The organism is Acinetobacter sp. GRABPA_MV_2 (assembly GCF_056725885.1).
Genome location: NZ_JBWZNA010000009.1, coordinates 75,171 through 97,169, shown reverse-complemented (window position 1 = coordinate 97,169; position 21,999 = coordinate 75,171). Strand labels below are relative to the sequence as shown.

Sequence of the window (21,999 nt, the reverse complement as noted above, 5' to 3'; positions counted from 1 at the left end):
AAATGCTGAGTTTACCCAACCGGCATTTTATTTCCATACTACTTTCAATGACAAATCAACTATAGATATAATCATTTTTTACTGTAAAATTACACTAAAATAATTTTTAGCTTACTAGGAAAGAAGAGCAACAATGAAAAGCAAATATTACCTAACACAAGCCGATGCAGAGTTTTTAATGGACGAAGCTCAAAAATATGCAATTGAGCACAACTTTAAAGTCAGTATCGCTATTGTTGATGAAACAAGTTCTCTACTATTTATGAAACGATTAGACGGCGCCTCGCCTTTATCCTCACATTTATGTTTAGAAAAAGCAAAATGTTCTTCAATATCAGGTAGACCTTCAAAATTCTATGAAGAACTTCTACAAAATGGACGCTTAGGTTTTTTAAGCATGCCTAGTGCGCAAGGAATGTTAGAAGGTGGAAAACCAATTATTTATGAAGGCCAAATTCTAGGGGCTATTGGTGTTTCTGGTGTTCAATCTTTTGAAGATGCAGAAATTGCTCAACATGCGATTGATACTTTTTTGAAAAAACAAAGTAATTAAACCAATTCTTGCAGAAAAGAGAAATTATTATAATTTTCACTTAAACATTTCTCTTTTCAAAAATATTATGCATTTTATACAAAAATATTTAATATTTACTTTTCTTATACCTTAACTATTTATAAACATAGAGCTTTTTATAAAATTGCTTAAATTTTTTTCTATTGACTATTGAATTGAACCCAAAATAGCAGTACAACATTAAACTTATTCTTGACTAAAACATTCGGTTTTAGCGCAACCACAAGGAGGGATGGAGATGTTATCATTACATTTCAACAAACAAGTCTTCATTAACACTCTGAACAGCAAAGATTCAGTTGTTTATGGAGTAACACCGCTTGCTCTTATGCTGACTTTACTGTTTCAAGGTATGATTAAAGGAAATCTGAAACCCGAATACTTTATGTATGCGATGGTTGTTTCTTTCATATTTTGTGTGTGGGCCTTTGTCGATCATAAGATGCGAAAACTAGCTAAAAGACGTCTTAGTCAACAAAACTCGAATACTTAAAAAATGGATGAGCGATCATCCATTTTTATATAACTAAAAATAAAAAAATTGTTCCGATAACTAAAATAGCCGTAGCTACTAATTCAGTCACAATCAATCCTAACATCATCAAAGACATTAGCCATGAAGGCAAGCTAAAACGACCTAACTTGTGCGGACGTTTGAATTGATTTGTCGTATCCTGTAAATAGCCATGTATGATATAAACCAGAATTGAAAAACTAAAAAATAGAATATTTGCCAATACACACCATAAAGTAATATTTTCATTTAAAACAGTAAAATAACTTAATACAGCTAAAATTAGGCTAGCAGCTGCATAGAGCAAACTACTTCGATGAGCGATATCCACATAATAATGCGCACGACTTAATGCTGAGCGGCGTATTTGCCAATATTTCCATACCCCAGTTAACATCCCTATCCATAAAAATACGCCACTAAACACAATTGCAAGCTGTACAGCTTTCGATAAATCCATCTTTTTTCCAATTATTCGTTTTATTGAAAATTTAATGAGCTATATAACATAAATATTGACTTTGCAGTCACATTTTAATCAAGTTTCATTTTGGAACTCATGTAAATTTAAAGTCATCAATAAACCAATCTTTACTTAATATTATGGATAACACTTTTGAATCATTTTGGATGACCTGCAAAGACGGTTATCAACTTGCAGCACATTTTTATCCAGCTCAATCCCCAAAGTCAGCAAATCCCGTGTTGATCTGTCCGGCAACAGGTATTACCAAAAACTTTTATCATTCTTTTGCTAACTGGTTAAGTCATCAAGGCTATGATGTATTAAGCTTTGATTTCCGTGGAATTGGAGATTCATTGCATGGGCCGTTAAAGCAAAGTACTGCAAGTATTAATGATTGGGGAACTCTTGATATCCCTTGTGCAATTGATACTTTACTGGGGAAAACCGAAGCACAGCAAGTTACTCTTCTTGGCCATAGTGCTGGAGGACAGTTATTAGGAATTGTGCCTAATTTTCATAAAGTAGCAAAAGTTATCGCGGTCGCAGGTTCCACTGGCCATGTAAAAGGTCTTAAAGGTAAAACCAAGTTTTTAGCACCAGTAATGTTCAATGTCATATTTCCAATTTCTAGTGCTTTTAAAGGTTATGGTGCTACTCAATTTATTGGAATGGGAGAAAACTTACCTAAAAAAGTCGCCCAACAATGGCGAGAATTTTGCAGCCATCCTGGCTATGTGAAAAATGCTATTGGTAAAACAATCCACCATGATTTTCATACTGAAATTATCTGCCCTATTACTTCTATTTGGGCAAGTGACGATGAAATTGCAACCAAGCGCAACGTTGAAGATTTATTAAAACTCTATCCTAATGCACCCACAAAAATGCTAGAGCTAAATCCCATGAAACTTGGGCATAAATCAATTGGGCACATGCTAATCTTTAAAAAATCACATCAAAATTTATGGTCACTTTTAGAAAAAGAAATCCAACACTAATCTATGGATCTTTTACTTTTGCCTCTATACCCGTAATCCGGTATAGAGGTTTTTTTAATATTAATACCCACTTCTTTTATAAAGTTACCTTATTAACCTAATAATTATCATAGAAAATTAAAATATATTAATCACCTATTCCTTTGTATTAAAAACAAGCATTTTTTACGTAAATACGTCGATATAGCTTTAAAGTTCTGCTATCGTTATTTATACGAAGCTGTTGTTTAAAAACGGTTAAACTAACCTATTTTTAATACAAACAGCTTCTTTTTTTCTGTTTAGCTAAACCAAAGAAATTGTTCAAGGATAAGTATGCTAGCACTAGAGCCTCGACATATTCATATGAATCAACATGCTGTTGATAAAAAGCATGCATTACAGTGTCTAGTAGATATATTGGTAAAAGATGGGTTAGTTACACCTGACTACATTACAGGACTCATCAATCGGGAACAGCAAAGTGCCACCTATTTAGGTCAAGGTATTGCTATTCCCCACGGCACCCCCCAATCTCGCGAATTTATTTTAGAAACAGGTATCCGTTTAGCTCATTTTCCAGAAGGAATTATATGGGATGGTGAAAACAGAATTTATTTAGCTGTTGTTATTGCGGCAAAATCTGATGAACATTTACAAGTTCTACAAATATTAACTCGTGCTTTAATGCATGATGTAAGTGAACAGGTAAAAAATGCTAAACAACCTGAACAAATTATTGAAATCTTACAAGCTCAACCATTATCTCTAACTTTGCATGAAAATTTAATTCAAACTGAAATTGAATCTCAAGATATTGAAGATTTATTTTGGTCTGCTTCTCAGATTCTAAAAAAACACAATTTCGTAAAGTGCGGTTTTCTAAGTTCACTTGACCCTGATCAAGTTATTCAACTACAAGATCAAATCTGGTCTATTTCAAGCAGTAAGTTTGTTCAACAACCAGCAATCAGTATTGTAAAGCCCCGCCATGCTTTAGACCTAGGCGGACAAAAATTAAATACGCTAGTTTGTATAGCTGCCAATGAACAATTAGATAGCCAGAGATTTAATCGACTGATTGATATTCTGTTTAATCCAGAGCAAGTTGCACAATTAGACCAAACACAAGCACCAAATGAAATTGCTAAAATCATTGGTGCAGATGTTATTCCCGATTGGCCCCACCGTTCTGTTGTACTCGCTAATGCACATGGATTACATGCTCGACCAGCAACTCATTTAGTAAACTTAACAAAAAGTTTTCAAGGTGATATGCAAGTCGCAGTAGATGAAGGCAATTTTGTTTCAGCTAAAAGTTTGACACGTCTCTTAGCTTTAGGTTGTAAACGCGGTCAAACTTTACGTTTCATTGCTGAACCAGAAACGGATGCAGTTGAAGCTTTAGATAAAGTTATTCTGGCAGTGCAACAAGGCTTAGGTGAAGAAGTTGAACCTATACAATCTTCAGACATCAAAGTAGAGCAATCTAGTGAAATCCCAAGCCATTCAAAACCACTTAGCGCAAATACAGGAATTGCTGCTTCAAGCGGTTTAACTTTTGGCCCTGTACATGTAATTAAACCTAAGGTTTACCAATATGAACGCATGGGCTTAAGTGTCAAAGCAGAAAAAGAAAAACTTGATATTGCACTTCACGCAGTTAAAAACAATATTCACCAAGTTATTGCAAAATCTGAATTTGCTGAAATTAAGCAAATCTTCCAAGCACATTTGGAAATGCTTGATGACCCAGATCTTATTAATGGTGTTTATCAAAAGATTAACCTAAATCTTTCTGCTCCTGCTGCTTGGCATGAGCATATTGAAGCAGCAGCCAAAGAGCAAGCAGCTTTACCAGATCGATTATTAGCTGAGCGTGCTACAGACTTACGTGATATTGGTGATCGCGTTTTGGCTCAACTCTGCGGTGAGGTCATCATCGAAGAACCTAAAGAACCTTATATATTGATTATGTATGACGTCGGACCAAGTGATGTAGCCCGCCTTAATAAAGATCGTGTAGCAGGTATTTTGACCGCCGTAGGTGGTGCAAGCGCTCATAGTGCTATTGTTGCTCGTGCTCTAGGTATCCCTGCAATTGTTGGCGCTGGTGATCAAGTACTAGATATTGAGCAAAAAAGTTCTCTTTTAATTAATGGAGATACCGGAGCTTTTATCTTAAATCCTAATGCTCAACAAATCGAACAAGCGAAACAAGAGCGAGAGCTTCAGAAAAAAATTCGTGAAGAAGCTGAACGTCATAGCCAAGAACCTGCAATTACTCTGGATCAACACCAAATCGAAATTGCTGCCAATTTAGGAAAAGTTCAAGCGACCCCTCATGCAGTAGAATGTGGTGCCGAAGCAATTGGCCTACTTAGAACTGAACTTGTTTTTATGGCCCATAGTAGCGCTCCCAGTGAAGCTACCCAAGAAGCAGATTATCGCATCGTTTTAGATGCTCTTGCAGGCCGTCCCCTCGTAGTACGTACGTTAGATGTAGGTGGTGACAAACCACTCCCTTACCTTCCAATTGCTGAAGAAGAAAACCCATTTTTAGGATTGAGAGGTATTCGTTTAACGCTAAGACAGCCAGAGCTGTTGCGTCAACAACTTATTGCTCTGCTTAAAGCTGCAGATGACCGCCCTTTAAGAATTATGTTTCCAATGATTGGACGTGTAGAAGAATGGCGTGCTGCAAAAGCTATTCTTGATGAAGTTAAAGCGACATATCCATGCGCCGACTTACAAATTGGGATCATGATTGAAGTTCCTTCTGCTGCTTTACTTGCACCTATCCTCGCGCAAGAAGTGGACTTTTTTAGTATCGGAACAAATGACTTAACTCAATATACATTAGCCATTGACCGTGGACACCCTATTCTATCGGCTGAAGCTGATGGACTACACCCAAGTATTTTGCAATTGATCGATCAAACTGTAAAAGCTGCACATAAGCATGGCAAATGGGTTGGTATATGCGGTGAACTCGCAGCCGATCCAAAAGCTGTACCCATTCTAATGGGCTTAGGGGTGGATGAGCTTAGTATGTCACCGAATAGTATTCCTTTGGTTAAAGCCCAAATTCGTACACTTAACTACAGCCAAGCTCAAGTGCTTGCAAAGCGTGCACTTGAATGTGATAGCGCTACTGCTGTACGTCAGTTATCCGAACAAGAAATGTAAAAATTAGGAATGGTAATGGCTAAAGTTTTAACAATTACTTTAAATCCTGCAATTGATGTGACTATACAACTCAATGAGTTACAGTTAGGTGAAGTAAACCGCCAACAATCTGTAGAAATACATGCGGCAGGCAAAGGTTTAAATATTGCACAAGTTTTAAAAGATTTGGGGCATGAGGTTGTTGTTTCTGGTTTTCTAGGAACAACAAACAGACAGATTTTCGATGACCATTTTAAAGAAGCTCAATTTCAATCTGAATTTATTTATATTGAAGGTGAAACTCGCCAAAATATAAAAATTGCTGAACATTCAGGACGTATGACGGATTTAAATGGAAAAGGTTTTTTCGTATCTGAACTAGATAAGAAGCACCTCTTCCAAAAAATTGAAATGATTTTGCCTCTGGTAGATGTGGTTGCTATTGCTGGAAGCATTCCGCAGGGATTTAGTGTTGATGAGTTAAAACAACTTATTAAACTCATTCAAGCGCAAGGGAAAAAAGTTGCACTAGATACAAGTGGTAAAGCGTTGGTTGCTGCCATTGAATGTCAACCATGGATGATTAAACCAAATACAGATGAGTTAGTAGAAAGTTATCAGCTTCCTGCTACAACCTATGCTGAACAAAAAAAGCTTTTTGAAAACCTAGCCAAAATTGAACATGTCGTTATTTCGATGGGTGAAGACGGTGTAAACTGGTTACATGACACTCACCCACTTCATGCCACAGCACCTAAAGTAATAGTTAAAAGTACAGTTGGTGCGGGTGACTCTCTTTTAGCAGGTATGATTCATGGCTTATTGAGTGGCTTCTCTGCTGAAGAAACATTAAAAACTGCTACAGCAATTGCAAGTCACGCTGTAACACAAGTAGGCTTTCGTATTCCTAATGCTGAAAAGCTAAACCAATTAAAAACCCAAACAACAATCAATTCATTGAGTGAATCTGATGCCAACTGCTAAACGTTTATTATTTGTTATTAATAGTCCGCAACAGCAAGTCAATGCTTTGATTTTAGCTCGTAAGCTTGCACAAGTCGCGTCCCAACAGGGTTATCAAAATAGCATTATTTCACTTGATGAATTCGAAGTGAATGAAAGCTTTGACCAAGTTATCGTTGTTGGACAACGCCCGAAAAATCTTAATATTTTTGGTCCACACCTTTTATCTTTTATTAATATTGAAGAGATCAAAAGTGATGCTCAGTCAGCTCTTCAAACTGCTTTAGATCATTTTAAGTCTGCTCAAGACTGGCAAAATGATAATAGCTTATCAGCATCTACAGCTAAAAAATTTGTTGCGATCACTGCATGTCCTACGGGCGTTGCGCATACTTTTATGGCCGCCGAAGCTTTACAGCAAGGTGCAGAAAGACACGGTTATGATATTGAAGTAGAAACTCAAGGTTCCGTTGGCGCAAAAAATATCTTATCACCTCAAGCTATTGCTGATGCAGACATCGTTATTCTTGCGACTGACATTGAAGTTAATACAGACCGTTTTGTAGGTAAACGTGTTTATAGATGTAGTACAGGTTTTGCTCTAAAGCAAACAGATAAAGCTTTCGCCGAGGCAATCAGTAATGCGCAAGTTTTAGAACAAGGTAAGCAACAAACATCTACAGAAAATAAAGATAAAGCCGAAAAAGTTGGCGTATATAAACATCTCTTAACAGGTGTCTCTTATATGTTACCTATGGTGGTGGCAGGAGGTCTTTTAATTGCCCTCTCTTTATGCTTTGGTCTCAATGCAGCTGAGCAAGCAGGCAGCTTACCAGCCATATTAAAACAAATCGGGGCCGCAGCATTTATGCTTATGGTTCCAATGTTATCTGGTTATATTGCCTACTCAATTGCTGACCGCCCTGGTCTAGCACCTGGTTTAATTGGAGGCTTACTTGCTTCTGAGTTACAAGCAGGTTTCTTAGGGGGTATTGTCTCTGGTTTTCTTGCAGGGTATATCGCACTTTTCATTGCAAAAAAACTCAAACTTCCTACAAGCTTAGAAGCACTTAAACCTATTTTAATTATTCCGCTATTAGGTACTTTATTTGTTGGCCTTATCATGTTTTATGTGGTTGGACAACCAGTAGCACATATTTTTGAGCTAATGAAAGATTTCTTAAACAACATGGGTACAACAAATGCCGTGTTAATGGGAATTATATTAGCAAGTATGATGTGTATTGATTTAGGTGGACCAATCAATAAAGCAGCTTACGCTTTTACTGTCGGATTACTGACAACAAATACTTATATGCCTATGGCAGCCACCATGGCCGGTGGCATGGTCCCTGCTCTTGGTATGGCTATTGCGACTTTCATTGCTAAAAATAAATTTAGTACAGGAGAAAAGGATGCAGGAAAAGCAGCTTTTGTATTAGGTTTATGTTTTATTTCTGAAGGTGCTATTCCCTTTGCAGCTAAAGACCCTATGCGTGTTATTCCAACTTGTATTTTAGGTGGAGCTGTAACTGGCGCACTTGTTGCCTTGTTCCATTGTGAGTTAGTTACTCCTCACGGTGGTGTATTTGTTCTTTTAATTCCAAATGCAATTAATCATGCTTGGCTATACCTTGCTGCAATCGCTGCTGGGAGTGTGGTTACAGGCATAAGCTATGCTATTGTTAAGAAAAAAATAGAAGATAAAACAGCAACTATTTCATAATTAAAAAGGGAGAAAATAAATTCTCCCTTTTTAATAATCATTCATTTTATAAAACTTATATCATTTGATTTGAACAGCTCTTGCCATAATATGTGCGGGCACTTCTTCTGCCAACATTACAGTTAAAGATGGTTCTTTTTGCGACTTAGTAGATAAATTTTGCGATTCTAAAACTGCGCTTACATCTTTTGGAGCTAATCTAAACATGGCACCTGTTGCAGGATCTACAATTAAAATACCAATTAGCCCACCAAAAAGAATATTACCAAAATACCATCCACTTAATGTACCCGTAACTTCTACAGTCTTACTTTGATAACCTGCTTTACTAAAAGTGACCTGATAACTTTCTGGTTTAAAATAGCCTGCTCCCTTTTTCAAACTTACGGTTGCTGGAGTTTGTCCAGTATGGATTTTTATTCCTTTACGATTTTTAATCTCAATGGTTGCAGACTCTGGAACACTAGTGAAAGTAAGTGTTTGAGAAGAACCAGAAACTATAGTTGCGCAACCATTAATTCCCACAGTTAATGCAATCAACGAACTAAGTAGTAATTTTTTCATCATTAAGCTCAAAGAGTTATCAATATTTATTGGAACGCGCACTATAATAAATGAAACAAAAAATAACAATTAAAATACATTTCTTTAGATTAACTATTGAACATTTACTAACATAAATATTATTAAAATTATAATTTATAGATAAAAATAGCTCTATTTCAATAGCTCATTATCTCAAATCACGTTTTAAATTTATAAATAAAAATCAAACACTTAAAATAGAAAACTAATTTTATTTTACTAAATAATAGATGTTTCATGTTAAATGTATGGTAAATTTTACCAATATTAAAACAATGCAAACAATTGATATATATAAATATTTATTATTTAAATATATTAATTTTTCATAGTTATGACTTTAGAGACAAAAACTTTCTCGTTCAATGCCACGGTCAAATCATAATTTTTTTTCTACGATGCCTTTGCAAGCAACATCGTTCAATTAACGAGCAAGCAAGTTTAGATGTAATCTCATATATCTGTTCAAAGAGTTTTAGGTCTGGCCCTGATAAGCAGTATGAACCTTGAATAATCTTTGATTATAGAGGAAGAATAATTGCAGTCTATGCAAAGTAAAGTGGCATTCATAAAGATAAGGACAGTTAAACCATGTCATTGTTAAATGAAGCTATATAACTTTTGCTCAACAAGTAAAGTCCTGATATAACTTGCTTGATGAAACTATATTTTTCAACTATTAAAGATAGTTCACCAGAAATGCGATCCACCAAGGTATGGGGAAAAGTCAATGACAAAGAAGTATGCGCGTTTTTTACCTACAACAGAATTTTTTACTCTTGAAGATTTTCCATATTATTGGATTACTCAAGTACATGCTCAGTATGTACAAAATATTGATAATGCTTTAAAAAAATATGGTTTAGATAACTCACGTCGACGCATTATGTTGGCCTTAAGCAGCAAGCCTCATGCGAGTGTTTCTGAACTTTCAGATATGATTATTTCAAAAATGTCGACCACCACAAAAATTGTTTATCGTTTGAAAGATGAAGGATTGGTTGAGACCTACTCTTGCCAGACTGATGGTCGTATTACTCGTGTAGTACTTACAGAAAAAGGCACTGAAATGATCAACAAGATCAATGACCTAACCAGTGTAGTACTTGAACAGTCTTTTGAAGGCATTACTCCTTTGCAGTTAGAAAAAATGATGGAAAGTTTAAAATTACTTTTAAAGAACCTTTCTCGCTAAGACGAAATAAGAATCTATTTATAAGCAATAGTTAAGCTCTCATTACGAGAGCTTAACTATTTTAATGTCTCTACTTTGATATTGAGAAAAATAGCATCCCACATAAAATAATCAATTAACCTTCTATCGGTTGACTTGAGCTCTTAAGTCCAGTAGAAATTCTCTTTCAATAACTGAATAGCAAATTTCGGAAAATGGCTAAAAGAAAATACAAAAGTGACAAATTTCAGGTACGTCGTATTAACCGTAGTTGGTGGGTACTCGAGAAAGATCTTGAATCAAACTGCTATTTAAAACATGAGCAAGTGGCAACAAAAACCTTAGCAAACAACTACGCCGATGATTATATCGAACAATACTATATGAACTTGTACATTCAACAACAGTTGAAAAAACCAGAAACCGTATAAAAAGCCTTTTTGGCTTTTTTTTATTTTATATAGTTTTAGTTTATAAAAACTAAAAATTATGAATAAAAAAAACCTACATCTTGGGGAAAATGTAGGCTATAAAATGCACAAAAAGGAAATATATATCCTTTTTGACAAAAAGAATTTTACGATAATATAAGCTATTATTTTATATTACTTTTGTAAACTTAATAGTGCTTATTGTATTTATTTAAACTCTGTTTAGGATACCTTTATTTATATTTTGTGAATAAAATTTGATAAATCAAATTTTATTAATTTTTTAATTTACTACTTTTCATCATTACATTTAGTTTCGTTAAAATAAATACATAAATATAATTATAAGTTTCTGTTTTAATAAGTTTTTTACAAAAATAAGCATAAATATTTTTTTTACTTAAGATGAATAAAAATCAATAAATAACAAAAACATAAATTAAATATTAAGTATATATTGGTTTTAATCTCCCAATTTTAGTTCAAAAAAAGCACACTTAAAATTTATTTATCGCTGTTTTGATTACTACAGAAAGATTACAATAACGACTAATAAATAGATTAATCAACTTGCAATCTTTCTAGGCATGTTATGACTTCAATGTCGAACAACACCCAAAAGCATTTTATTGTTGAGCAAATTCCTCTACCCACCTGGGTTAGTGATGAAAATGGCTTGATATTATATTGCAATGTAGAGTGTACAGAATATTGGCTGGATACCTTTTCTCCATTGCCTCAGCGATGGTTAGATTTTATATATCCTGTCGATTTAGATGAAGTCAAAAATAGATGGCTCGAAGCAATTCGCCTACAAAAAAGAATAGAATTTAAATGTCGACTTTTACAAGTTGGAAATGAATATAGATGGTGCAAACTCTCCATCCAAGCTTCTAAGTATCGCGGCCTATCTCAAAATAATGAATGGTATGTTAGCTTTTTAGATATTGATCACGATATTCAAGAACAACAAAACTTACAGAAGAACATTGAAATACAAAATCAAATGTTAGATATCAGTGTAGATTGCATTAAGGTGCTTAATGTAGACGGCACAGTTTCACATATGAATAAATCAGGATGCCTCGCTTTAGGTGTCCCTGTTGATGAAACAGAATTTGGAATGAAATGGCTTGAGTTATTGCCACCTCACATTCGTAAACGCGGACGGGTCGCTTTAAAAAAAGCCCTTCAAGGTAAAGTTGCCAGATTTGCAGGAATGAGCTGCTTACCAAATCAAGATCCTGAATATTGGGATAATATGCTTACCCCTATTCATCGGGAAAACGGAGAAATCGGACAAATACTCTGTGTCTCACGTAATGTTACTCAACAGCATTTGGCAGAAAACCAACTTAGGAATATGAGTGAGAGAGATGAACTGACGGGGTTATGTAATCGACGCTCATTTAAATTTCAGCTTAAACGCACCCTTGCCTATTCAAAAGACACTCAAACAAGTGTGGGATTACTTTTAATTGACCTCGATCATTTTAAACATATTAATGATACTTTGGGTCATAGTGCAGGTGATCATTTATTAAAAGTTTTATCCAAACGCTTTAGTCATTGTATGGATGATGAAAGATGCTTTGTTGCCAGATTAGGTGGCGATGAGTTCGCAGTTATTATCAATAACCTCAAATCTGAAAATGATGTTCGTGAATTAGCAGCAATTTTACTGCAACAGTTAAATCAGCCAATTACTTATTTAGGAAATGTATTAAATGGTGGCATGAGCATTGGGTGTGCGATTTATCCCCAAGATGCTATAGACCAGTCAGGTTTACTTAGTTGTGCTGATATGGCATTGCATGACTTAAAAGCGCGTGGTCGTGGTGGTATCCGCATGTATGATCCGTGCATGATGCAAATGACTGAAACTGTCGCTTCTCAGCTTAATTTAGCTCGCCAGTTGATTCGTCATCATACAATCCAGCCATACTATCAACCTAAAGTAGACCTAAATACCCATCGTGTAGTGGGGTTTGAAGCTTTATTGCGCTGGCATACAACCTCAGCGCAAAGAGGTTATCCCGCACAAATTGCTGAAGCTTTTAAAGATTATAATTTAGCGAGTAAAATTGGTGAAACAATGCAACACCAAGTTTTACGTGACATAGCCAAATGGATAGATCTTGGTATTAAGCCGCTCCCTGTTTCATTAAATGCGGCTCCAGTTGAATTCTTGAGAGACAACTATGCTGAAAGGCTTTTGAAAAAGATTAATCAATTTCAAATACCGACTCATTATATTGAAGTTGAAGTCACCGAGCACATGCTAGGTGATCGTGGTTCAGAGTATGTAATCCGTGCACTTAATAAATTAAAGCAGCATGGTGTACGTATTGCACTCGACGACTTTGGTACTGGTTTTTCATCATTAACACATATTCGCGACTACCCAATTGACAGTTTAAAAGTAGATTGTAGTTTTATACAAAAGATGCAACACGACCCATCAATTTACGCGATTGTTCAGGCAATTGGTTTACTCGCTCCAAATTTATCACTTGGACTCATCGCAGAAGGAATTGAAACTCCAGAACAAGAAGAGTTACTTCGTCAATTTGGATATAGCATTGGTCAAGGCTTCTTATTTGAATCTGCTATAGATGCCAATCAAGTCATTTCAATACTTAAACAGAATCAACCTTACTTGGTAAGCCATTACAATCCCTGAAGATAAAACATTTAATAAACTTTCTGGCTTTTATTCATACTAAAAATAAACAATATTACTTTTAAAATTGTTCATAATATAAGCACAAAGATAATAATTCGGTGTTTCCACACCATACATTGTCAAAGGACAATAAGGAGCAATATATGAGTTATCACCATATCTTGGTTCCAGTCGATGGCTCTCCTACTTCACTCATTGCTGTTAATCACGCAACAGCAATTGCTAAAGCCTTTGGTAGTAAAGTGACTCTAATATATGCGCTGACCATAGATCCTTTCATTTCTGTAGAATTTATTGATAGTACAGAATTAGCACAGGATTATTTTAATAAAGCTAAAGCATCTATTCAGAGTATTCTAGACGAGGCTAAAGAACAATTTAGCAAACATGGAATTTCTGTTGATACAAAAATTGTTGAAGGTCAAACAATTCATACAGAAATTATTAAAGCAGCTACTGAGTTAAAAGCAGACTTGTTAGTCATTGGTTCTCATGGTCGAAAAGGCTTTAAAAAATTCTTCTTAGGAAGTGTCACTCAAGCCCTTTTAGGAGAAATTCATTTACCAGTATTAGTCGTAACAGAATAGTTTTACTGAAGCTAAAAAAACCGATCTTTATAGATCGGTTTTTTAATGGACTGTATTACTTAGCCTTATATGTAAACTTAATGAGAGATCCTGGATTCTCTAAGGTATTTGTTACAGAGCCATCATCTTTTTGAACATTCCCAGCTGTATCCGTCAATACGTATAAAACATTCCCGTCTGGACTCGCAATCACATCACGATAGCGGTTATTGCTTTTAAACATCGGCACCGCATCATCATAAGTAGTACTGTAAGTTGGATCTAGCTTAATACGGAAAATAACACCGCGTTTTAGAGATGGAACCAATAATGTATTTTCCCAACCAGAAATTGCTTTTTTGCCGCCTTTATAGACATAGGCAGATGACGGCGCAACTGTTGGCCAACAAATATAGGTCATCTCTCCACAAGTTGGATCGTTATAGTTGTAGGTGTCTTGAACGGTATATAAAGTTTTTAATGGTGGGACGAAATTTTTACCAGTCCATTCAGATTCTTTCGTCACAGGAACTCCTGCGGCTACTTTTACTCCGTTCTGAGCTAAATCCTTAATTGACTTATTGGCTGCTGCTGAATAATTTGCATAAGCATAGCCACTATCGTCTTTATAACCTGCTACGTTCGGCCAACCATAGTTGCCACCTTTGACAATGAGATTAATTTCATCGTCAGAGTTTGGACCTTGTTCAGACTGCAACAATTTACCATTTGGAGTGAATGCTAAGCCCTGCGGATTACGATGCCCGAGTGTATAGATATGGCTAACCACTCCATTAAAACTTGGATTATCTTTTGGAATACTTCCATCAAGATTTAAGCGTAGTACTTTACCCATGTAGGTGTGATAGTCCTTGCCATTCAGCTCTTGTTGAGTCGGCGTATGTTGTGCTTGATTTGGCAAGAACAAATAAGCAAGCTGGTTACGCCCTTGGTCACCAATCGTATAATAAATCTTTTGATCTGGACCAATGACAAGACGACCAGACTGATGGTCTTTCGATGATGGTAATCCTGCCAATAAATCTACTGGCTTCTCAAGCGTATCTGTTGACTTATTATAGATATATCGACGAATAATAGTTTGGTTCGGTAGCTCTTTATCTGTAGATTTCGGATTTTTAAATGTACCTGAAATGTAGATATAAGGATTATTTTTAAAATCCGGATGGAAAGCAAAGCCTAATAAACCATTTTGTCCATCAGCATCATTGACAATCTCTGGCACCTGAAAAACTGTCTTTACACTGCCCGACTCAGGATTAACTCTTAAAATCTTGCCTGTTGCCCGCTCAGTTAACCAAATTTGATTATCAGGCCCCCATAACAAAGCATGCGGTTTATTTAAATTAGATAGAATAACTTTCTTGTCAAAGTTTTCTGTTTTAGCTTTAGCGAATTGAGATGGAGTAAGAGGAACATCAGCAAATGCTGAATTGAGAGTAGCTAACTGAGCGGCGCCTAATAAAGCAATTTTTGCCAGTAAATGTTTATTCATGAGTCCACCTTATAAATTATCAAAATTTTCCGAGAATTTTTAAACCTTTACGGATTGGTTTATACAAGTTCTCTATATGATTTGTATTATGATGAATAGCAGAACTATTAAAATCCAAATTTATGAAAGGCTCTGTTGCATAAAAGTAGCTATGCAATATGCGTAACCAGCATTTTTAAATATCTTTAAGCTTAGCAGGCGTAGGTTAGTCAACCTTAAAAACTTATGCTATTCTTCAGGCACTTTTAAATGCCTCAAATCTCTATACCTATGACACTTACGCCACCTTAAGTTTATTTACTCGTCTCATCCGTAAATAACTCATCACTGTCTAGTGATGTGGTGTAGTCGCTTGTGTTGGTATATCACATCACTAGCCTTTTAAATTTAGAACTTAGGCTATTTCTCATGTTATCCAATGTCCGAGAACAATGGTTCTCTAATGTCCGTTCAGATATTCTTTCTGGTCTTGTTGTTGGTCTTGCTTTAATTCCAGAAGCAATTGCATTTTCAATTATTGCGGGTGTAGATCCAAAAGTCGGTTTATATGCCTCTTTTTGTATTGCCGTTATTATCTCTTTCGTAGGCGGTCGTCCGGCTATGATTTCGGCAGCTACGGGTGCCATGGCGTTGGTTATGACAACGCTCGTAAAGGACCACGGGCTTCAATACTTATTTGCAGCGACAGTATTAACTGGCGTCATACAGATTTTCGCCGGATATTTCAAACTTGCCAAACTCATGCGCTTTGTTTCCAAATCGGTGGTCATTGGATTTGTTAATGCACTCGCTATTCTCATTTTTATGGCTCAATTACCGGAATTAATAAGCGTTACATGGCATGTCTACTTACTAGTAGCAATTGGTTTAGGAATTATTTATCTTTTCCCCTATATTCCAAAAATTGGAAAGTTCTTTCCCTCACCCCTTATTTGTATTGTAGTAGTCACATTACTCGCTATTTTTTTAGGGTTTGATGTTCGAACAGTTGGTGATATGGGTTCATTACCAGACACTTTGCCGATATTTCTGATTCCTAATATTCCTTTTAATTTAGAAACACTTCTTATTATTCTTCCATATTCTTTAGCGCTGGCTGCAGTTGGCTTACTTGAATCAATGATGACCGCAACAATCGTTGATGAAATGACAGATACATCAAGTGATAAATTTCAAGAATGTAGGGGTCAAGGTATTGCTAATATCGCTTCAGGTTTTATGGGTGGTATGGCTGGTTGTGCCATGATTGGTCAATCAATGATTAATGTAAAGTCTGGTGGTCGCACACGCTTATCCACTTTCTGCGCGGGCATATTCTTACTTATTCTGGTTGTATTTTTAAGCGACTGGTTAAAGGTTATTCCTATGGCTGCTTTGGTTGCGGTCATGATTATGGTATCGATCAGTACTTTTGAATGGAGCTCTCTAACACAATTTAAAAATAATCCTAAAAGTAGTAATATCGTTATGATCGCTACCGTTATTGTAGTGGTTGCTACTCATAACTTAGCACTAGGTGTATTAACTGGCGTATTACTTTCAGCACTTTTCTTAGCAAATAAACTGGAAAACGATATTCGTATTGAAACTTCATTCGAAGATCAAGCTCGTCTATACGAATTAAGAGGCCAAATATTTTTTAGTTCTTCTGAAAAATTTATGCAAAGTTTTAACTTTAACGAAGATGCTAAAGAAGTCATTATTGATCTTACCCACTCACATATTTGGGATGTGACTTCAGTTGCCATGCTAGATTCAGTAGTGAATAAATTTCAAAAAAACGGTATTAAAGTAACGGTTCGCGGGTTAAATGAAGCCAGCTCAATCATGATTGATAAATACGGTACTCATGCAAAAATCTAAAAAAGGTCCTTCGGGACCTTTTCTAATTCCAAGACTTCCTTCTTATTAAGGAGATTTATATAACAACCGATTTGGGCTACCAGAAGGATTTTTTACAACATTACTACTTGCTTGATTTAAAAGATTGGTCGAGATTGTCTGAGGCGTTGCAGTGGGCGTACTTTGCAACATTTCAGCTACCACACCAGCCACATGTGGAGTAGCCATTGAAGTCCCATTTAAAATTTTAGTTGCTGTATTACTCCCAATCCATGCAGAGTTAATCTGGCTTCCGGGTGCGAAAATATCAACACAGCCTCCATAATTAGAATAACTAGCACGAGTATCTGTACTGTCTGTAGCTGCGACAGTAATTGCCTTGCTTACTCTTGCCGGTGAACTATTACAAGCATCAGTATTAGAGTTTCCTGCAGCCGCAACCATCACATAACCATTATTAAATAAATTTTCAACCGCACTATCTAATGATGTACTCGCCCCACCGCCTAAAGACATATTCACTACAGCTGGTTTTTTACCATTTTTCAATATCCAATCTAAGCCTGCAATTACGTTACTTGAAGCACCAGATCCATCACACCCTAAAATCCGAATAGGTACCAAACTTACATTCTTAGCGACACCATAAGTACTACCACCAACTGTTCCTGCCACATGTGTACCATGACCATTACAGTCGCTTGTGCCATTTCCATCAGATATCGCGGTATAGCCACTTAATACTCGTCCAGAGAACTGTTGATGTGTAGACAATATTCCTGTATCAACAATATAAGCTGTTGTACCTGAGCCTGTTTGTAAGTATGAATAAGCCGAATTTAAAGGTAAGGTTTTTTGGTCAATACGATCTAAACCCCAATCGGGATTGCTTTGCGTAGTCGCATCAATTTTCATGACTGTGTCATTTTCTACAGAAACGACTTTGGGATTTTTTTTCATTGCCTCAACAAAAGCAGTGCCTGCAACATCGGGTAAATAAATTGCAAATCCCTTAAGTACAGTATCGTAGGTCTGTAATATCTTCCCCCCATGCTGTTTAGCAATACCTTGTGCAAAATCGTTAGAAGGACCAACATCTTTATTAAGAATAACAATATATTGGTTTTTAATAATTCCTTTTGCTTGAGAAGAACTTAATACAGAAGTTGTTGTAGCTGGTGCAGCATAAATGAAATGACTAACAGCTATTGTTAAAAGAAAACTCGAAACTTGGCAAAATTTCATAAAAAATCTCCATATCTTTTACTTCAGACATCGTTGTTATGATCAGTACAGTCTTTATATTTTGGGACTAAGGTATTTTAAAAAGAATTCTTATTATATTCTCCATGTATTATAACCAAGTCATATTTTCATAAAACTTGGTTCTACACAATGTTCTTATCTTTTTTAATCAAAAATGAGAACTACTTCATAAAAATTACCGAGTTAAAAACAAATAATTATTTTATCTCTATTTATAATTTAGATTAAGAATGGTGTATAATGTAAAAATATATAATCATTAAAAACAATATAACCGTAGAAATAAAGAGATATGTGCCAGTCGTATTAAAGCTTTTTAAAAATTTCCAGATATCCATAAATAACAATACAAACAGTTAGTTATAAAAATTCTTGCAAATTTCAATACTAGCTTCAACTAGAATAAATTTACAATTTCTTTAACTATACATGTTCAGTATTAAATACGTAAATATATATTTCAGAAATCTCTTTTGTTTAATAATTTGATAAATTCTCAAATAGTTATACTTCTAATAAAATAAATAATAAAATTATTATAATTTTAGGTCTGGCAACTCAACCTTGTATCCTGCCAAATAATGTCTACAATCAATATTATACTCAATAAAGCCATCTTTGATAAAGTAATTACAATATTCATTTATTCTTATGATTGGATCAAATGTAGGTTTTTCAAAATCCCCATTAAAAAACCACTGATTGCCATTAGAGAAGGGATAATGTACAGGAATATAATGAAGATATCCGCAAGCAGGACACATATGTTTATACATGCCGCCTTCGAAATACTGTACTTTCATCAAGACTCCTTTATCAATAAAAAAGCCAACTCATGAAAGCCGACTAACCAAATAAAATATTTAAAAATTCTATATATTATTTAATTATCCGTTATAGCATTCTCTCTTTTATTTTTCTGTTTTTAATTTATCGAACCTTTATTACAAATTCATGAAGATTAATCAGCTTGTATTTCAATTAATCGATTTATTAAATGATAATTCCAATTAAATAATGAAAAGTAAATACTATTTTTTATTTAGCACATGGCTATGTGATTAATTCATTTGAATAATTAAATAGATATTACCGCCTTATCCAAGAACAAAATTCGCTTTATATTATTGTTTTTAAAAGTCAAATAAAAAAGTCCGTATCTTGGGAAGCTACGGACTTGAAACTCAACTAAACAACAGCTAAACATTTTGTCGCTTAGTGAGAAAGCACTATCTTTTTAATCTAATTAAGTTCTATAGTCAGGTCAATAAGAACACTTAATTTTTATAAAAATCAGGTTGAGTTGTGATTGATCTCACATTTTATCTTCTAATAAGTTTAATCTGTTTTTTATTTACTCAATTACATTCTATTTCAAACACTTAAATTAATATCGAGTTAAAGTAATACTCTAAAATAGAATAATGGTTAATTCCAGAAATAAGCTTAAAAGAAACAAAATCCTGATCTTGCTGTCTTTTATTTTCAAAATAATTTTGGCTTTGCCATTTCAACTCGTCTAGCTCAAGTTCACCACATAAAATTGAACATGGAATAGTAATTCGTTTTGACTGATGAACAGGGCTGTATTTTAAGATATCTTCGCTTGAAAGCGTGAGAGCATGATTTAAATGGGTACTTTGTATAGGCTCTAGATCATAAATTCCACTTAACAAAACCATCTCAGATATCAGTGGATGATCTAATGACAAAGCAGCCAGATGTGCTCCTGCCGAATGCCCAACTAAAACCACCTCATCAGTTTTCCAGCCTTGCTCTCGAATAAAATCGAGAGCTTGATTAACTTGAGAAGCAATATCTGAAATTTTACTTTGTGGTGCCAAATCATATTCTAAAAGAACACACTGGGCGCCTTTCGCTAGAACATACGGTACAATCAATGCAAAATCTGATTTATCACACCATTGCCAATAGCCACCATGAATAAAAATAACAGTCTTTTTGGCTTGCTCTAATGGAAATAAATCTAAAGTTGACCGTGGGTGCTTACCATATTGGATATCTACAATATGGGTAAATTTTTGATAGCTCACTAAGCTTGTTCTTTTAAATTCTGCCAATATTTCATGTTCATTCGCTACGGTTCTAGAATTGTCATATGATCGCATAGATCTCTCACTTCAATGATTCTTCATGAGCATTTAAAGCAAGCTTGGCTGATGACCGCTTTAAATAGTAAAAAACCGTAAGAACAACAACTAATGGCACTCCAAATTGTAAAGTTGACTTAAATTCATTGGTAAACCAAGTTGTGATAGTAATACTCAAAATTGTGATTAATCCCAACAGTGAAATTAACTGGCTCGCTGGAACCTTAAACTTTAACGTCTGTCCTTTTCGTGTCATGTGCCTTCTGAAACACATATGGGTAACAAAAATACTGCCCCACGTGAACAGTGCACCAAACATAGATAAAGCAATCATGATCGGGAATGCCGAGCTCGGATTAATGGTATAAACAATACTAGCGATACCAATACCAACGGCTGACAACAACAACGCATTAATTGGTACGCCATTGTGACTAATACGACCAAACAGTTTTGGTGCATCACCTGCTCGTGACAAGCTAAATAGCATACGTGTTGAGATATATAGCATACTATTCATGGCTGACAAGGCCGCGACAATTACAATAAAATTTAAAATACTGTCTGCATATGGAATACCTACAATTTTCATCACCATCACAAAAGGGCTGGTCGCGTCAGCTCCAATTAAAGTTGTCCAAGGAACAAGTGCCACAATGAGAAATAAAGACAGTAGATAAAATAGAATTAAGCGAATTGCAGTACTTTTAAAAGCTTTCTTAACAGCTCTTTCTGGATCTTTAGCCTCACCTGCTGCAACAGCGATCATTTCAATACTTAAATAACTAAATATTGAAATGATTACTCCAATCCAGACTCCACTAAAACCATAAGGGAAAAATCCTCCATGCTCGGTTAAATTAGAGAGAACCTGAGCTGTTCCTCCATGACTTTGGGTCAAAATACCAATTGCTAAAAGAATAAATACAATAATTGCAAAGACTTTTATTGTCGAAAACCAATATTCAACTAACCCAAATGCTTTAACGCTATAAGCATTAACAACAAGTAAAGTTAGCGAGAAAAAGGCAATCCAGACCCAAGAACCTACATGTGGAAACCATAATTTCATATAGTCAGCAACTGCTGTAATTTCTGTACCGACCGCTAATACAATACACGCCCAATAACAATAACGGACTAAAAAACCCGCAAGAGGACTTACATAATGCTCAGCATATGCTCCAAATGAGCCTGATGTAGGATGCTGAACCGTCATCTCAGCCAAACAAGCCATAATAGCAAATGCGATTAAACCACCAATGGCATAACTCACAATAACAGCTGGGCCAGCAAAGCTAATTGCGAACTTACTTCCCATGAACAGCCCTGTACCAATCGCTCCACCAATTGCAATCATTCCCATCTGTTTTGCGGATAATTTTTTATGTAAACCCGCTTCTCGATTTTGTATTTCATCAAAACTGCTCATAG

General features: G+C 35.3%; 18 protein-coding genes. 11 read left to right on the top strand and 7 right to left on the bottom strand.

Annotated elements, in window-relative coordinates; all coding sequences use genetic code 11:
• Nucleotides 1-133: 133 nt before the first annotated feature.
• Nucleotides 134-553 (top strand): GlcG/HbpS family heme-binding protein, encoded by a 420-nt coding sequence (locus ACXM0J_RS09940; protein WP_086265585.1) that lies wholly within the window; start codon nucleotides 134-136, stop codon nucleotides 551-553.
• A 259-nt stretch (nucleotides 554-812) separates the two neighbouring features.
• Nucleotides 813-1,067 (top strand): hypothetical protein, encoded by a 255-nt coding sequence (locus ACXM0J_RS09935; RefSeq protein WP_005068965.1) that lies wholly within the window; start codon nucleotides 813-815, stop codon nucleotides 1,065-1,067.
• A 25-nt stretch (nucleotides 1,068-1,092) separates the two neighbouring features.
• Here the strand turns inward: ACXM0J_RS09935 and ACXM0J_RS09930 are convergent, their stop codons facing one another.
• On the bottom strand, nucleotides 1,093-1,548 hold the full coding sequence (locus ACXM0J_RS09930; protein ID WP_086265586.1) for a hypothetical protein: 456 nt from the start codon (nucleotides 1,546-1,548) through the stop codon (nucleotides 1,093-1,095).
• A 143-nt stretch (nucleotides 1,549-1,691) separates the two neighbouring features.
• Between ACXM0J_RS09930 and ACXM0J_RS09925 the strand changes: the two genes are divergently transcribed.
• From ACXM0J_RS09925 to ACXM0J_RS09910, 4 genes are all read left to right on the top strand, one after another.
• Nucleotides 1,692-2,552 carry an alpha/beta hydrolase family protein gene (locus ACXM0J_RS09925; RefSeq protein WP_086265587.1) on the top strand — a complete coding sequence of 287 codons (861 nt, stop codon included), beginning with the start codon at nucleotides 1,692-1,694 and terminating at the stop codon, nucleotides 2,550-2,552.
• 315 nt (nucleotides 2,553-2,867) lie between these two features.
• A complete protein-coding gene (gene ptsP / locus ACXM0J_RS09920) occupies nucleotides 2,868-5,720 on the top strand; it encodes a phosphoenolpyruvate--protein phosphotransferase (protein ID WP_086265588.1) in 2,853 nt (950 codons plus the stop codon).
• A gap of 15 nt (nucleotides 5,721-5,735) precedes the next feature.
• Nucleotides 5,736-6,683, top strand: a complete 948-nt coding sequence (pfkB, locus tag ACXM0J_RS09915) for a 1-phosphofructokinase (protein WP_086265589.1) — start codon at nucleotides 5,736-5,738, stop codon at nucleotides 6,681-6,683.
• Entirely contained in the window at nucleotides 6,670-8,388 is a 1,719-nt protein-coding gene (locus ACXM0J_RS09910) for a fructose-specific PTS transporter subunit EIIC (protein ID WP_086265590.1), read from the top strand. The genes pfkB and ACXM0J_RS09910 overlap by 14 nt, the downstream gene beginning before the upstream one ends.
• A gap of 60 nt (nucleotides 8,389-8,448) precedes the next feature.
• Here ACXM0J_RS09910 and ACXM0J_RS09905 read toward each other — a convergent pair whose 3' ends face one another.
• Nucleotides 8,449-8,952, bottom strand: coding sequence for a peptidase associated/transthyretin-like domain-containing protein (locus ACXM0J_RS09905; protein ID WP_086265591.1), 504 nt, complete (start codon nucleotides 8,950-8,952; stop codon nucleotides 8,449-8,451).
• 751 nt (nucleotides 8,953-9,703) lie between these two features.
• Between ACXM0J_RS09905 and ACXM0J_RS09900 the strand changes: the two genes are divergently transcribed.
• The 4 genes from ACXM0J_RS09900 to ACXM0J_RS09885 all read left to right on the top strand — a co-directional run bounded on the left by ACXM0J_RS09900 (nucleotide 9,704) and on the right by ACXM0J_RS09885 (nucleotide 13,851).
• Nucleotides 9,704-10,168, top strand: coding sequence for a MarR family winged helix-turn-helix transcriptional regulator (locus ACXM0J_RS09900; RefSeq protein ID WP_479750474.1), 465 nt, complete (start codon nucleotides 9,704-9,706; stop codon nucleotides 10,166-10,168).
• 194 nt (nucleotides 10,169-10,362) lie between these two features.
• The gene (locus ACXM0J_RS09895) at nucleotides 10,363-10,578 is read left to right on the top strand and encodes a hypothetical protein (protein WP_017480975.1); all 216 of its coding nucleotides are present in this window, start codon (nucleotides 10,363-10,365) and stop codon (nucleotides 10,576-10,578) included.
• 592 nt (nucleotides 10,579-11,170) lie between these two features.
• A complete protein-coding gene (locus ACXM0J_RS09890; RefSeq protein WP_086265592.1) occupies nucleotides 11,171-13,261 on the top strand; it encodes a sensor domain-containing protein in 2,091 nt (696 codons plus the stop codon).
• A 146-nt stretch (nucleotides 13,262-13,407) separates the two neighbouring features.
• Nucleotides 13,408-13,851 (top strand): universal stress protein, encoded by a 444-nt coding sequence (locus tag ACXM0J_RS09885; protein WP_086265593.1) that lies wholly within the window; start codon nucleotides 13,408-13,410, stop codon nucleotides 13,849-13,851.
• 55 nt (nucleotides 13,852-13,906) lie between these two features.
• Here the strand turns inward: ACXM0J_RS09885 and ACXM0J_RS09880 are convergent, their stop codons facing one another.
• Nucleotides 13,907-15,346, bottom strand: coding sequence for a glucose/sorbosone family PQQ-dependent dehydrogenase (locus ACXM0J_RS09880; RefSeq protein ID WP_086265594.1), 1,440 nt, complete (start codon nucleotides 15,344-15,346; stop codon nucleotides 13,907-13,909).
• A gap of 408 nt (nucleotides 15,347-15,754) precedes the next feature.
• Here ACXM0J_RS09880 and ACXM0J_RS09875 point away from each other — a divergent pair, with 408 nt between their 5' ends.
• Nucleotides 15,755-17,209, top strand: coding sequence for a SulP family inorganic anion transporter (locus ACXM0J_RS09875; protein ID WP_086265595.1), 1,455 nt, complete (start codon nucleotides 15,755-15,757; stop codon nucleotides 17,207-17,209).
• 45 nt (nucleotides 17,210-17,254) lie between these two features.
• Here the strand turns inward: ACXM0J_RS09875 and ACXM0J_RS09870 are convergent, their stop codons facing one another.
• The 4 genes from ACXM0J_RS09870 to ACXM0J_RS09855 form a co-directional block, all read right to left on the bottom strand.
• A complete protein-coding gene (locus ACXM0J_RS09870) occupies nucleotides 17,255-18,433 on the bottom strand; it encodes a S8 family peptidase (RefSeq protein ID WP_086265596.1) in 1,179 nt (392 codons plus the stop codon).
• A 557-nt stretch (nucleotides 18,434-18,990) separates the two neighbouring features.
• Nucleotides 18,991-19,257, bottom strand: a complete 267-nt coding sequence (locus tag ACXM0J_RS09865; RefSeq protein WP_086265597.1) for a ubiquitination-like system serine protease family protein — start codon at nucleotides 19,255-19,257, stop codon at nucleotides 18,991-18,993.
• A gap of 579 nt (nucleotides 19,258-19,836) precedes the next feature.
• On the bottom strand, nucleotides 19,837-20,583 hold the full coding sequence (locus ACXM0J_RS09860; protein ID WP_086265598.1) for an alpha/beta hydrolase: 747 nt from the start codon (nucleotides 20,581-20,583) through the stop codon (nucleotides 19,837-19,839).
• A 7-nt stretch (nucleotides 20,584-20,590) separates the two neighbouring features.
• A complete protein-coding gene (locus ACXM0J_RS09855; RefSeq protein WP_086265599.1) occupies nucleotides 20,591-21,997 on the bottom strand; it encodes an amino acid permease in 1,407 nt (468 codons plus the stop codon).
• Nucleotides 21,998-21,999 lie beyond the last annotated feature (2 nt).